Source organism: Dorea sp. MB18-49 (assembly GCF_023669465.1).
GTDB classification, from domain to species: domain Bacteria; phylum Bacillota; class Clostridia; order Lachnospirales; family Lachnospiraceae; genus Dorea_A; species Dorea_A longicatena.
Map to the genome: position 1 here is coordinate 56,094 of NZ_JAMOYX010000008.1, position 14,071 is coordinate 70,164.

A 14,071-nucleotide genomic window follows, 5' to 3' on the forward strand; every position below is an offset into this window, starting at 1 on the left:
GGAGGTAATCAAAATGGAAAGTTATAAGCAGGAGTTTATTGAATTTATGGTAGAGAGCGACGTGCTCAAATTTGGAGAATTTACATTAAAGAGTGGAAGAAAATCCCCATTTTTTATGAATGCCGGAGCCTACGTAACAGGATCACAGCTTAAGAAGTTAGGTCAGTATTATGCAAAAGCAATCCATGATACATACGGAGATGACTTTGATGTATTATTCGGACCGGCCTATAAGGGAATTCCGCTTGGAGTTGTAACAGCGATCGCTTACAGTGATCTGTATGGAAAAGAAGTACGTTACTGTTCTGATCGTAAAGAAGAGAAAGACCACGGTGCAGATAAGGGAAGCTTTCTTGGAAGCAAATTAAAAGATGGAGATCGTGTGATCATGATCGAAGATGTGACAACATCAGGTAAATCCATGGAAGAGACTGTTCCGAAAGTAAAAGGCGCAGCAGATGTAACAATCGTAGGTCTGATGGTATCTCTGAACCGTATGGAAGTCGGAAAAGGCGGCGAGAAGTGTGCGTTAGATGAGATCAAAGATCTGTACGGATTCGATACAGCAGCAATCGTAACGATGGAAGAAGTTGTAGAATGCCTGTATAACAAAGAATGCAATGGAAAAGTTGTGATCGATGATACATTAAAAGCAGCAATCGACGCATATTATGAACAGTACGGAGCAAAATAGGAACGGGGGAGAACACGAGTATGAATGAAAAAGCATATAAAGCAATGGGATTAGCCGGTGCTGCAGGAATTGCAGTGGGTATTGTTGTTACAGTAGTAGGAATCGCAGCAGGTGTGATCTCTATTATCAGCGGTGCCCGTTTACTGAAAGAGAAAAAAGGAATACTTTTTTAATACCGAAGAGATACGGGAGGTTGTAGGACATTGGATTCAAAGAAGCGAAAAAGAATCCGGATACTGGGAAAGATATTATTTATATTATATGTAATATTTATTATATATTTCCTTCTGTTCTCTGACTGGTATGGACGTACGGGGGAGATGCGGGAATACCACTACAATCTGGTATTGTTTAAAGAAATCAAAAGATTCTGGCAGTACCGTGAGCAGGTGGGATTCTTTGCAATGTTCACTAATTTATTTGGAAATGTACTCATATTTGTTCCATTTGGATTTTTCCTTCCGATGGGAAGCAGGCAAAGAAGCTTTTTCGGTACAGCATTTTACAGTTTTGGACTGAGCCTTTGTGTGGAAGTGTTCCAGTTTATCACAAAAGTCGGAAGCTTTGATGTAGATGACCTGTTACTGAATACGATCGGAGGAATCTGTGGATATATACTATTTGTAATATGTGCGGCAATAAGGAGAAGACATGCTGGGAAAAAAACTAAGAACAGAAGATGACAGAATCAAAGCGGCAGCGAAAGCACGCAAGAAAAAGCGTAAAAAAATGATCAAAACGAAATATGGACAGAAAGCAGTCAGACACTCCAAAAGGGGTGTCTATTCCTGTACTTATGCAGTAGTGATTGCCTTCCTGGTGAGCGTCATGATCCTCTTTTCGTTTATGAATAAAGGAAATGTAAATATATTAATGGGATTTTTCGGACTCGGAACCTGTGCGATGGCAGTGATCGGAATCTGGCTTGGCATCAAGGGATTCAGAGAACGCGAAAAGATCTATACGACCTGCAAGGTGGGAATCACAGTAAATGCGGTATTCCTTGTTGCTATGGTTGCATTATTTGTCAGGGGGCTTATGTAGATGATAGAAGAAAGATATGAGCTGGCACTTGACCGTATCCGTCTGATGCAGACAGAAGATACGGTTGGGGAGCCTTACAGAGACTATTTTAAGAAGATGGCAGAGTTCGTGCTTATGCTGGACGAACTGAGAACAGAACTTCTGGATGGCAGATACCAGAAGCTTGAATTAGATGAATTAAGAAAATGGAACAGACGGCTGTATCAGGATGTTTTGCCGGGGCAGTATGAGAAAAGTTATGCGAATCCGGATTATGCGTGTAAGATGCTAGGAAAAGAATCGGGACAGATTCTGGGAATGTTATATGCGGAACTTCGTGGGGCAGTCGTTTATGTTTTTGAAGGAAAGACAGAATATCTGGCAATCCTGTATGAATTGTTGATCGAGGTATACAACCAGTTCGAAGAAGAACCGGATCCGAAGGCTGTCCGGGATACGTTCTACTGGTATGCCAGTGATTACTGTGATGTATTCCTTGCGGAACGCATCCGGGAGCAGGTTTTGCCGGAGGAGTCATTTGCAACAGATCTGATCATGAACAGTGATCTTACAGATCTCAGATATCTGTATCAGTTTGGAGAGTACATCAGTGAAAATGAATGGAAGACGGCAGAGCATCTGAACAGTCTTCCAGAAGAGACGATCCGGAAGATGGCAGATGTCTATACAGAAGGATACCGCATCGGATTCGTGAATACGGGAAAAGACCTTTCGAAGAAATCAGTGGTAAACATCCGTTACATTCTTGGATTCGAGCGCGTGGTAAAAAAAGCAATCGAGAATTTCGAAAAAATGGGCTTAAAACCGGTCATCTACCGTGCGGCAGTCAGTGTGCTGACAAAGAGACAGCATATTAAGATCGGATATTATGGAGCAGTGGCGAACAAGCAGTATGAATATGATCACAAAGATGACCAGGCACTCTTCATGGATAAGAAATATCTGGAGCGTAAACTGGAAGTGATGCAGACGACTTACGAGCATCATAAGAAAGAAGCCGCCGGATTCGCAGGACCGGCATGCATCGATATGTTCGGAGAAGAGCCGTTTGAACCGGAAGCAAAAGAGACAGTCGCAAAGCTTTCAAAGAGTCAGGAAGAGATGATCCTTCAGTATGACAGCCGCCAGAGCCAGATGGTGAACCAGTATATCAAGGGAGAAGAAAGAAGCTTTACGATCATTGCCTATCCGGTACCGGAGATCGGAGAGAAGTACGAAGAAATCTTCGACGAGATCATACGTATCAATACGCTGGATGCCAAATTATATGAGAAAGTACAGCAGACGTTGATCGATGCCCTGGATCAGGGAGAATACGTACACATTCTCGGGACAAATGGCAACCGTACGGACCTGAATGTACAGCTTCATCCACTGAATGATCCGAAAAAAGAGACAATTTTTGAGAACTGCGTGGCAGACGTAAATATTCCGGTTGGGGAAGTATTTACCTCACCGGTACTGGAAGGAACGAACGGAGTCCTGCATGTTAGCAAAGTCTATCTGAATGAACTGCAGTACCGTGATCTGGAAATCACATTCTCGAACGGTATGGTATCAGAATACAACTGTGCGAATTTTGAACGTGAACTGGAGAATAAAGCATATATTCATGATAACGTGCTGTACAAGCATCCGACACTGCCGCTCGGTGAGTTTGCAATCGGAACGAATACAACCGCATACGTAACTGCGAAGAAGTACGGAATCGAAGATAAGATGCCGATCCTGATCGCGGAGAAAATGGGACCACATTTTGCAGTGGGAGATACCTGTTACAGCTGGTGTGAGGATATCAAAGTCTATAACCCGAACGGAAAAGAGATCATTGCCAGAGACAATTCGGTATCGATCCGCAGAAAAGAAGATGTGTCAAAAGCATATTTCCATTGCCATACAGATATTACGATCCCGTATGAAGAACTGGGCAGTATTACAGTTATTACAAAGGATAAAAAAGAGATCACATTACTGAAAAATGGAAAATTTGTACTTCCTGGCACAGAGATTTTAAATGAACCATTGAAAAATTCTAATAAATAGGGTATGATTTATTTGTCAAACTTATAAGAAAGGATGAAAATTATGCCAAAAGTAGGAATTATTATGGGCAGTGACTCAGATCTTAAGGTTATGAGTAAGGCTGCAGTAATGCTGGAAGAGTTAGGAATCGAGTATGAGATGACGATCATCTCAGCACATCGTGAACCAGATGAACTGATTGAATGGACCAGAGGAGCAGAAGACCGTGGAATCAAGGTTATGATCGCCGGTGCAGGAATGGCAGCAGCCCTTCCGGGAATGTGTGCAGCATTATTTGCCCTTCCGGTTATTGGTGTACCTCTTTCAGGAAAGAATCTGGATGGAATGGATGCAGTGTTCTCAATCATGCAGATGCCGCCGGGGGTTCCGGTTGCAACCGTTGCGATCGACGGAGCAAAGAATGCAGCAATTCTTGCAGCAAAGATTCTTGCAGCTTCAGATGAAGAACTTCTGAATAAATTAAAAGCTTATACAGCAGAGCAGAAAGAGGCAGTCAAAGCCAAAGCAGCAAAGCTTGATTCTATCGGATATGAGGCATATCTGGCATCAAAATAATAGATATAAGAGTACAAAATAAACAACGAGTACAAAGGAGATCGGGTTATGGATTACAAAAAAGCTGGTGTGGATATTGAAGCAGGTTACAAGTCAGTAGAACTTATGAAAGAGCATGTAAAGAAGACCATGCGTCCGGAAGTTCTGGGCGGACTCGGAGGATTCTCAGGAGCATTCTCTCTTGCGAAGATCAAAGAGATGGAAGAGCCGGTACTGTTATCCGGAACAGACGGATGTGGAACAAAGGTAAAACTTGCCATGATCATGGATAAGCATGATACCATCGGAATTGATGCAGTAGCTATGTGTGTAAATGATATCGCATGTGCAGGTGGAGAGCCATTATTCTTCTTAGATTACATTGCATGTGGAAAGAACTATCCGGAGAAGATCGCATCGATCGTAAAAGGTGTGGCAGAAGGTTGTCTCCAGTCAGAAGCAGCACTGATCGGTGGTGAGACGGCAGAACACCCTGGACTTATGCCGGAAGACGAATACGACCTTGCAGGATTCGCAGTTGGTGTGTGCGACAAGAAAGACATGATCACAGGAGAAGACTTAAAAGCTGGAGATGTACTGATCGGTATGGCATCTACAGGTATCCACAGCAACGGATTTTCTCTGGTACGTAAAGTATTCGAGATGACAAAAGAATCCCTAGATACATATTATGATGACCTTGGAACGACACTTGGAGAGGCACTGCTTGCGCCGACAAGAATCTATGTCAAAGCATTAAAGAGCGTAAAGAACGCAGGCGTGAAAGTGAAAGCCTGCAGCCATATCACAGGCGGCGGATTCTATGAGAACATTCCGAGAATGTTAAAAGACGGAGTAAGAGCCGTTGTAGAAAAAGACAGCTATCCGATTCCTCCAATTTTCACAAAGCTTGCAAAAGAGGGTAACGTTGACGAGCATGCAATGTACAATACTTATAACATGGGTATCGGTATGATCGTTGCCGTTGATCCTGCTGATGTGGATAAGACAATGGAAGCAATCAAAGCGACAGGTGATACTCCGTATGTGATCGGTCATATCGAAGACGGAGAAAAAGGAGTGACATTATGCTAAATGTCGTAGTTCTGGTATCCGGCGGCGGAACGAATCTGCAGGCAATCATAGATGCGGTAGATTCCGGCGTGATCACGAACACGAAGATCGCCGGTGTGATCAGTAATAATAAAAATGCATATGCACTGGAGCGTGCCGAGAAACACGGCATTCCGAATCAGTGCATTTCTCCAAAAGATTATGAAAGCCGTGAGATTTTCAATCAGGAATTTATGAAGGCTGTAGATGCTCTGCAGCCGGATCTGATCGTACTGGCTGGATTCCTTGTAGTGATTCCTGCAGAAATGATCGCAAAATACAGAAACCGTATGATCAATATCCATCCATCCCTGATCCCGGCATTCTGCGGAACCGGGTTCTATGGGCTGAAGGTGCATGAAAAAGCACTGGAACGCGGCGTGAAAGTGGTAGGAGCCACAGTGCATTTTGTGGATGAAGGGACCGATACAGGCCCGATCATTTTACAGAAAGCAGTTGAAGTAGAACAGGGAGACACTCCGGAAGTTCTGCAGAGACGTGTGATGGAGCAGGCAGAGTGGAAGATCCTGCCAAGAGCCATTGATCTGATTGCAAACGGCAAAGTAAAAGTAGAAGGACATCATGTGACGATCGAGTCATAGAGGATAAAGGAGCAGTGTAAGATGAAAGTATTAATCGTTGGAAGTGGCGGAAGAGAACATGCAATCGCATACAGCGTTGCAAAAAGCGATAAGGTAGACAAGATTTACTGCACTCCGGGCAATGCGGGAATTGCGGAATTTGCAGAATGCGCACCGATCGGAGCCATGGAATTTGACAAGATCGTAGCATTTGCAAAAGAAAAAGAGATTGATCTCGTAATCGTAGGAATGGATGATCCACTGGTTGGCGGTCTGGTAGACGAACTGGAAGCAGCAGGCATCCGCACCTTCGGACCTAGAAAGAATGCAGCCATCCTTGAGGGATCAAAAGCATTTTCTAAGGATCTTATGAAGAAATACAACATTCCGACTGCAGCGTATGAGAATTTCACAGATCCTGCCAAGGCAATCGAATATCTGAAGACAGAAGCCAAATTCCCGATCGTATTAAAAGCAGACGGTCTGGCACTTGGAAAAGGTGTGCTGATCTGTAAGGATCTGGAAGAGGCAGAAGAAGGCGTGAAGACGATCATGTTGGATAAGAAATTCGGTACAGCCGGTAATGAGATGGTTATTGAAGAATTCATGACAGGAAGGGAAGTATCTGTATTATCATTTGTAGATGGTAATACGATTAAGACCATGACTTCCGCACAGGATCACAAGCGCGCAGGAGACGGAGATACCGGTCTGAATACAGGCGGAATGGGAACATTTTCCCCAAGCCCGTTCTATACAGAGGAAGTAGACGAGTTCTGTAAGAAATATGTATATCAGCCTACAGTAGATGCTATGAAAGCAGAAGGAAGACCTTTCAAAGGTGTTATTTTCTTCGGACTGATGTTGACAGCAGACGGACCAAAGGTTCTGGAATACAATGCCAGATTCGGAGATCCAGAGGCACAGGTTGTTCTTCCTAGAATGAAGAATGATATCATTGATGTAGTAGAAGCTTGTATAGACGGTACTCTGGATCAGATCGACCTGCAGTTTGAAGACAATGCGGCAGTATGTGTCGTTCTGGCAAGTGACGGATATCCGGTGAAATATGACAAAGGACTTCCAATCAGCGGACTGGATGAATTTGGGAAACATGAAGGTTATTACTGCTTCCATGCAGGAACGAAGTTCGACGGAGACCAGATCGTGACCAATGGCGGACGTGTACTTGGCGTGACAGCAAAGGGAAAAGACTTGAAAGAAGCAAGAGCCAATGCATATACGGCTACGGAATGGGTGAAATTCGATAATAAATATATGCGTCATGATATTGGAAAAGCAATTGACGAGGCGTAAACAGCAAAAAATATGGAAACTGTGAATTGCAGTGGAATTTAATGCAAAAAGAATGAAAGAAAGAGCTTACGATTTAGGTTGTAAGCTCTTTTTAGTTGTGTTATAGTATCTCTATAACAAAAGAAAATGACAGGTAACAGGTGATAAGATGTTGATAGAAATTGATTTTAACAGCAATGAAGCAATCTATGTACAGTTGCAGAATCAGATCATCATGGGGATCGCAACAGACGCAATCCGTGAGGGAGATACCCTGCCGTCCGTCAGACAGCTGGCAGATACAGTAGGAATCAATATGCACACAGTGAACAAAGCATATTCGATCCTGAGGCAGGAAGGATTTATTCAGCTGGACAGAAGAAGGGGAGCAGTGGTCGCCATTGATGCGGATAAGGCACAGGCCATGCTAAAACTCCGGGAAAAGCTTGCGATATTACTTGCAAAGGGATGCTGCAAGAATATCAGCAGAGAAGATGTGCATGCATTGGTAGATGAGATATTTGACGAATATAGAAGATAGACAGAAAGGAACAGACAGGCATGGATTATACAAGACAAGCGAAGGAAGTGCTGAAGATCGCAGAAAAAAGTGCGAAAGAGATGGCACATCCTTATGTGGGAACAGAGCATCTGCTTCTGGGACTCAGAAAAGTATACACCGGTGTTGCGGCGCAGGTTCTGGGTGCGAACGGAGTAGATGAGGAGAATATACAGAAAGTAATGTCTGAACTGATATCTCCGTCAGGAGAGATGACGGGCAGAAAGAGACCGGAATTCAGTCCGAGACTGGAATACATTCTGGAAGACAGTAAAGTAGAAGCGGAACAATTCCATTCAGAAGAGATTGGAACAGAGCATATGCTGATAGCACTTATCCGTGATATAGACTGTGTAGCGACAAAGATTTTAACGACACTTGGAGTCAATCTTCAGAAGATATATCAGGAAATATTTGAGACTGTTGGCATTGACCCGAAGGCTTATCAGGAAGAATACGGACCGGAAGGAGGAAGAAAGAACGGGGTACTGGATCAGTATGGTACGGATCTGACAGCAGAGGCGGAAGAAGGAAAGCTTGATCCTGTTATTGGAAGAGAAGAGGAGATCGGACGTCTGATGCAGGTCTTAAGCAGACGGACCAAGAACAATCCGTGTCTGGTCGGAGAGCCGGGTGTCGGTAAGACGGCAGTGATCGAGGGACTTGCAACGCAGATTGCAGAAGGTATCGTGCCGGAAGGAATTCGTGGAAAACGTATTTATACGATGGATCTGGCGAGCATGATCGCGGGATCAAAATACCGTGGAGAGTTTGAAGAGCGTATGAAGCGTCTGATCCAGGAGGTAAAGGCAGCAGGTAATATCATTTTGTTCCTGGATGAAGTCCATACGATCATCGGTGCAGGCGGCGCAGAAGGAGCAATGGATGCGTCTAATATTCTGAAACCGTCCCTTGCAAGAGGAGAACTGCAGCTGATCGGTGCAACGACGATCGTAGAGTATCGCAAATACATCGAAAAAGATGCAGCACTGGAAAGAAGATTCCAGCCGATCACGGTGGAAGAGCCGGATAAAGAGCAGTGTCTTGAAATCTTAAAAGGCTTATGCTCCAGATATGAAAAACATCACAAAGTAAAGATACAGGAAGAAGCACTGGAGGCAGCAGTGAATTACTCCAGCCGTTATATCAATGACCGTTTCCTTCCGGATAAAGCAATTGATGTGGTGGATGAAGCGTGCTCAAAAGTGAGCCTGCGAGGATTTAAAGTACCGGAAAATGTATACAAACTGGAAAAGATACAGACAGAACTGGCGAAAGAACTGGAAGATGCGATCAAGAGTGGCAATATGACAGAGGCCTCCATGCTTCACAAAGAACTGAATGAAGCAGAAGAAAAATTAGAACAGATTAAGAAACGTTTCCATAAGAGAAATGATGTAAAACATCTGGAAGTGACAGAAGAAGACATTGCAGAGGTCGTATCACAGTGGACCAAAATTCCGGTGAGCCGTCTGGCAGAGTCGGAAAGTGCGAAGTTAAATAAACTGGAACAGACATTGCATAAGCGTGTGATTGGTCAGGATGAAGCAGTAACAGCGGTTGCCAAATCTATCAAGCGTGGAAGAGTCGGCTTGAAAGATCCGAAGCGTCCGATCGGTTCGTTCCTGTTCTTAGGACCAACCGGAGTCGGTAAGACAGAACTTTCCAAAGCACTTGCGGAAGCACTCTTTGGAGATGAGAATTCCATGATCCGTGTTGATATGTCGGAATATATGGAGAAACACAGTGTGGCCAAGATGATCGGTTCGCCTCCGGGATATGTCGGACACGATGACGGCGGCCAGCTCAGTGAGCAGGTGAGAAGACATCCATATTCGGTTGTGTTATTTGACGAGATTGAAAAAGCACATCCGGATGTATTCAATATTCTTCTTCAGGTGTTAGATGACGGGCATATCACAGATTCACAGGGAAGAAAAGTAGATTTCTCCAATACAGTGATCATCATGACTTCGAATGCAGGAGCGCAGTCTATCATTGATCCGAAGAAACTCGGATTCAATACAAAAGAAGATGCGGCAGGAGATTACAAACGGATGAAGAATAACGTAATGAATGAGATCAAATTCATCTTCCGTCCGGAATTTTTGAACCGTATTGATGAGATCCTTGTGTTCCATCCGCTAACGACAGAACAGATGCAGAAGATTGTTGGTCTGATGTGCAAAGAACTGGTTAAACGCGCAAAAGAACAGCTGGGAATCCATCTTACAATCCGTGATTCTGTGAAGAAGCATATCGTAGAGACCGGCATGGATAAGAAGTACGGGGCAAGACCACTCCGACGTGCCGTACAGAACCAGTTAGAGGATAAACTCGCTGAAGCAATCTTAAGCGGAGAGATCGGAAGAGACATGGATGTCGTTGCCGGAATGTCTAAAAAAGAAATTAAATTTACGGCAAAGACTACAAATTAAAAATATTTTATTATATAATAGAATGAACGAAAGAAGAACCTTAGGAGGACGAAAAAATGGCAGCAGTGAAAGAGCTTTTAAGAGCTGAAACAGACGGTACACTTAGTTTTGGAGATTATACATTAGACAGCAAGACTAAGTTAGACGGATTTGATTTTCAGGGGGACATCTACAAAGTTAAGACGTTCAAAGAGATTACAAAATTAGAAAAGAACGGCATGTTTGTATACGAATCCGTACCGGGAACTGCAGTAGAGAATTTCAAAGCAACAGAGAACGTAGTTTCGTTTAAAGTATGTGGAGAGACAGATTTTCAGTTTACACTTGGAATGGAAGCAGATGCAGAATACGTTGTATACATGGATGATGTGAATATCGGAGATATGAAAACGAACTTAAGTGGAAAACTCAGCGTAAGTGCAGAAGCAGAGGCTGGAAAAGAGATTGAGATCAAAGTCGTAAGAAAATAATGGCAAAAGCAAAGAAGAGTATATATTTCTGTCAGAATTGTGGACATGAGGAGAGCAAGTGGCTCGGACAGTGCCCGATGTGTAAAGAATGGAATACATTTGTAGAGGAAAAGGTGAGTACTCCGGTAAGTGGTGTATCCAGAGGAAGCAGCGTGGCGAAGCCAAAGAGCCAGGTTGTGACATTGTCCAGTGTATCGACGACAGATGAAGAACGAACAAAAACTGGAATAAAAGAATTAGACAGAGTATTAGGCGGGGGAATCGTACAAGGTTCCCTCGTATTAGTAGGCGGGGATCCCGGAATCGGAAAGTCCACATTATTGCTTCAGGTGTGCCAGAAACTGGCGGACAAGCAGAAGAAGGTGCTCTACATTTCCGGTGAGGAATCACTGAAGCAGATCAAGCTGCGTGCAAATCGTATGGGAGAATTTGCAGACAGCCTCTTTTTATTATGTGAGACGAATCTTGCAGCAATTCAAAGTGTGATTGAGAAAGAGACACCGGATGTGGTTGTGATTGATTCGATTCAGACGATGTATAACGAAGATGTAGCGTCTGCGCCGGGAAGTGTATCTCAGGTGCGCGAATCCACGAATGTATTGATGCAGCTCGCAAAAGGACTGAATATATCCACTTTTATCGTAGGACATGTGACGAAGGAAGGAACGGTTGCGGGACCGAGAGTGTTGGAGCATATGGTGGATACTGTGCTTTATTTTGAGGGTGACAGACACGCATCATACCGGATCTTACGTGGAGTAAAGAACCGTTTTGGTTCTACGAATGAGATCGGTGTGTTTGAGATGCGGAGAGAAGGACTGTGCGAAGTGGAGAATCCTTCGGAATTCATGCTGAGCGGCAAGCCGGAGAATGCGTCCGGATCTGTGGTGGCATGTGCGATGGAAGGTACAAGACCAATGCTGATGGAGATTCAGGCATTGATCTGCCGGAGTAATTTTGGAATGCCGAGAAGAACTGCGGCGGGACTGGATTATAACCGTGTCAATCTGCTGATGGCAGTTCTGGAAAAGAGGATGGGTCTGCCGTTATCCAATTATGATGCTTATGTCAATATTGCCGGTGGAATCCGTATGAATGAACCGGCGGCCGATCTTGGGATTGTAATGGCCATTGCTTCCAGCTATAAGAATAAACCGATCGCAGAAGATACGATCGTATTCGGGGAAGTAGGATTGAGCGGGGAAGTAAGGGCTGTGACCATGCCGGAGCAGAGAGTTGCAGAAGCAAAAAAGCTTGGATTTAAGACTTGTATTGTACCAGCGGTTGCATTGAAGTCCATTGGAAAAGTGGATGGAATAGAAGTGATCGGGGTCAATAGTGTGAATCAGGCGATGAATTATATTTAAGTATGGTTAGAACCGGAGGGAATGAAGCTGTGTGGCTTTTTAGTGTCCCTGCCGGTTCTTTTTTTATTGCCATGCGTACGGAAGAAGCTGGCAAGAGTAGATTTTCTGTGTTGAGAGGAAATTATACGGTATGTGTTTTTCGGATAACTGTTTCATACATGAAGAACATAATGCATAAAAAGAGTCCAAGATAAGCCGGAAAGAGTGTAATGCTTATGGATCTTGCAATGATACCAAAAAGTGGGGGCATCAGGCAGGTGCCGATATAAGCGAAAGCCATCTGAACTCCGATGATCGCCTGAGACTTATCTGCTCCGAAATGTGCGGGAGTTGAGTGGATAATGGATGGATAAATCGGTGCACATCCCAATCCGATGAGGATAAGTCCGGCTAAAGCGACTGTTTTCCCGAGTGGCAGAAGCATGGCAAGGACACCGAGCAGTATAATACCTTCACCAAGATGGATCATCTGCGAATCATTTAATTTAAACGTAATGAAGCCGCTGATGCCTCTGCCCACAGTAATTCCAATAAAGAAGAGACTGGCAAATCCGGCCGCTTTCTCGGAAGAATATCCAAGGTGCAGTACGAGGTAACTGCTGGCCCAGAGAGAGGATGTCTGCTCAACTGCAGAGTAACAGAAGAAAGCAAAGAGAATTTCCCCGGCTCCTGGAATCTGAAAAATCTGCTTTAATGTCAGGACAGGTAAAGTATTGCCAGAGCCGGAAGCAGATTGTCCGATATGTTCTTTCTTATGAAATTGTTTCCAAAGAGGAAGGCTGATGATCAAAATAGCAGTAAGTCCTATCTGGAAAATCGAAATATAACGGTATCCCATAGACCATCCCTGTTTATTAGACAAGGCGTATCCCATAATATAAGGTCCGATAGAAGCACCGACACCCCACATACAGTGCAGCCAGCTCATATGTCGGCTTTCGTAATGAAGAGCAACATAATTGTTAAGTGCTGCATCGACACTTCCACCGCCCAACCCGTAAGGAACTGCCCACAGACACAATGCGATAAAAGAATGACTGACAGAGAATCCGAATAAAGCAACAGCAGTGGTAGCTACACTGATGGCAGTAATCTTACCGGTGCCAAGTTTTTTGGTAAGTCTGTCACTTTGCAGACTGGATATAACTGTACCGGCTGCTATGATCATGGAAATGATTCCGGCATAAGAAACAGGTACATGAAAGGCCGGATACATAGAAGGCCATGCAGATCCTAAAAGTGCGTCCGGAAGACCAAGGCTGATGAATGCCAGGTAGATTACGGAAAGTAATAAGTGAAACATGTAATAATAACTCCTTTTATTTTATATAAGAACAATCATAAAAGGAAAGAGGATCGGTGTCAAGAAATGGAGATGGGCAATTTATATAGAAGAAAATATGAAAAAAGAAGTAAATTATCTGAATTATCTAAATTGCAGAAAATATAAAAACAATCTTGACAATTCAAACCCCCTTGTGGTATATTAATCTAGCTGTCGCGTTAGACAAGGCCGTGAGGTAACAGAGTCGAAGCAGAAGACGGCGCTAACTGATTGGAAAACAGCAGGTAATGCTGAATGGTAATCAGAAATCTTCAGGAATTGTTCCTGAAAAAAAGAATAAAATAACAGTTGACAAACACAACTGATTATGATATTCTTAATGAGCTGTCGCTTGAGACAAACGAATGTTTGACGAAAGGATAGCGGTCGAACAGCTGGAAAGCTGGTCGAAAAAAGATTAAAAAAGTTCTTGACAAACGTCAATGAATATGATAATCTAAATAAGCTGTTTCAAACAGCAAAGACAAAGAACCTTGATAATTAAACAATAGACAACAACCCTGAAAATTCTAAAGAGAATTATTCAGAACAGACATTTAATGTCGAACCTTAAAACAGTAAAGGGGATAAGAAAGCTAGTAGTTTTC

Annotated in this window: 14 protein-coding genes; 13 read left to right on the forward strand and 1 reads right to left on the reverse strand. The window is 43.5% G+C overall.

Translation table 11 applies throughout. From position 1 onward, the window contains the following. Positions 1 to 13: 13 nt before the first annotated feature. From pyrE to radA, 13 genes are all read left to right on the forward strand, one after another. Positions 14 to 694, forward strand: coding sequence for an orotate phosphoribosyltransferase (gene pyrE, locus NCY30_RS04415; protein ID WP_044920250.1), 681 nt, complete (start codon positions 14 to 16; stop codon positions 692 to 694). Between the two features lie 20 nt (positions 695 to 714). Next, positions 715 to 867: a hypothetical protein gene (locus NCY30_RS04420; protein ID WP_006427999.1), complete on the forward strand. Its 153-nt coding sequence runs from the start codon at positions 715 to 717 to the stop codon at positions 865 to 867. Positions 868 to 897: 30 nt separating this feature from the next. After that, a complete protein-coding gene (locus tag NCY30_RS04425) occupies positions 898 to 1,377 on the forward strand; it encodes a VanZ family protein (protein WP_022416275.1) in 480 nt (159 codons plus the stop codon). After that, entirely contained in the window at positions 1,346 to 1,738 is a 393-nt protein-coding gene (locus tag NCY30_RS04430) for a DUF6142 family protein (protein ID WP_055213152.1), read from the forward strand. Before NCY30_RS04425 ends, NCY30_RS04430 begins: the two co-directional genes overlap by 32 nt. Then, positions 1,739 to 3,781: an aminopeptidase gene (locus NCY30_RS04435; protein WP_250818512.1), complete on the forward strand. Its 2,043-nt coding sequence runs from the start codon at positions 1,739 to 1,741 to the stop codon at positions 3,779 to 3,781. It abuts the gene before it with no gap. A gap of 42 nt (positions 3,782 to 3,823) precedes the next feature. Beyond that, a complete protein-coding gene (purE, locus tag NCY30_RS04440) occupies positions 3,824 to 4,336 on the forward strand; it encodes a 5-(carboxyamino)imidazole ribonucleotide mutase (RefSeq protein ID WP_022416273.1) in 513 nt (170 codons plus the stop codon). 48 nt (positions 4,337 to 4,384) lie between these two features. Continuing rightward, on the forward strand, positions 4,385 to 5,410 hold the full coding sequence (gene purM, locus NCY30_RS04445) for a phosphoribosylformylglycinamidine cyclo-ligase (protein ID WP_022416272.1): 1,026 nt from the start codon (positions 4,385 to 4,387) through the stop codon (positions 5,408 to 5,410). Beyond that, positions 5,404 to 6,030 (forward strand): phosphoribosylglycinamide formyltransferase, encoded by a 627-nt coding sequence (gene purN, locus NCY30_RS04450; RefSeq protein ID WP_006427993.1) that lies wholly within the window; start codon positions 5,404 to 5,406, stop codon positions 6,028 to 6,030. Before purM ends, purN begins: the two co-directional genes overlap by 7 nt. 21 nt (positions 6,031 to 6,051) lie before the next feature. After that, positions 6,052 to 7,326, forward strand: coding sequence for a phosphoribosylamine--glycine ligase (gene purD, locus NCY30_RS04455; protein WP_006427992.1), 1,275 nt, complete (start codon positions 6,052 to 6,054; stop codon positions 7,324 to 7,326). Positions 7,327 to 7,474: 148 nt separating this feature from the next. After that, positions 7,475 to 7,846 carry a GntR family transcriptional regulator gene (locus NCY30_RS04460; protein ID WP_006427991.1) on the forward strand — a complete coding sequence of 124 codons (372 nt, stop codon included), beginning with the start codon at positions 7,475 to 7,477 and terminating at the stop codon, positions 7,844 to 7,846. A gap of 20 nt (positions 7,847 to 7,866) precedes the next feature. Next, positions 7,867 to 10,302, forward strand: a complete 2,436-nt coding sequence (locus tag NCY30_RS04465; RefSeq protein ID WP_250818513.1) for an ATP-dependent Clp protease ATP-binding subunit — start codon at positions 7,867 to 7,869, stop codon at positions 10,300 to 10,302. Positions 10,303 to 10,358: 56 nt separating this feature from the next. Then, positions 10,359 to 10,772 carry a hypothetical protein gene (locus tag NCY30_RS04470; RefSeq protein ID WP_055303761.1) on the forward strand — a complete coding sequence of 138 codons (414 nt, stop codon included), beginning with the start codon at positions 10,359 to 10,361 and terminating at the stop codon, positions 10,770 to 10,772. After that, a complete protein-coding gene (gene radA / locus NCY30_RS04475) occupies positions 10,772 to 12,139 on the forward strand; it encodes a DNA repair protein RadA (protein ID WP_139009436.1) in 1,368 nt (455 codons plus the stop codon). The genes NCY30_RS04470 and radA overlap by 1 nt, the downstream gene beginning before the upstream one ends. A 121-nt stretch (positions 12,140 to 12,260) precedes the next feature. Here radA and NCY30_RS04480 read toward each other — a convergent pair whose 3' ends face one another. Beyond that, complete coding sequence (locus tag NCY30_RS04480; RefSeq protein ID WP_055303760.1) at positions 12,261 to 13,442, reverse strand: MFS transporter; 1,182 nt, start codon at positions 13,440 to 13,442, stop codon at positions 12,261 to 12,263. Positions 13,443 to 14,071 lie beyond the last annotated feature (629 nt).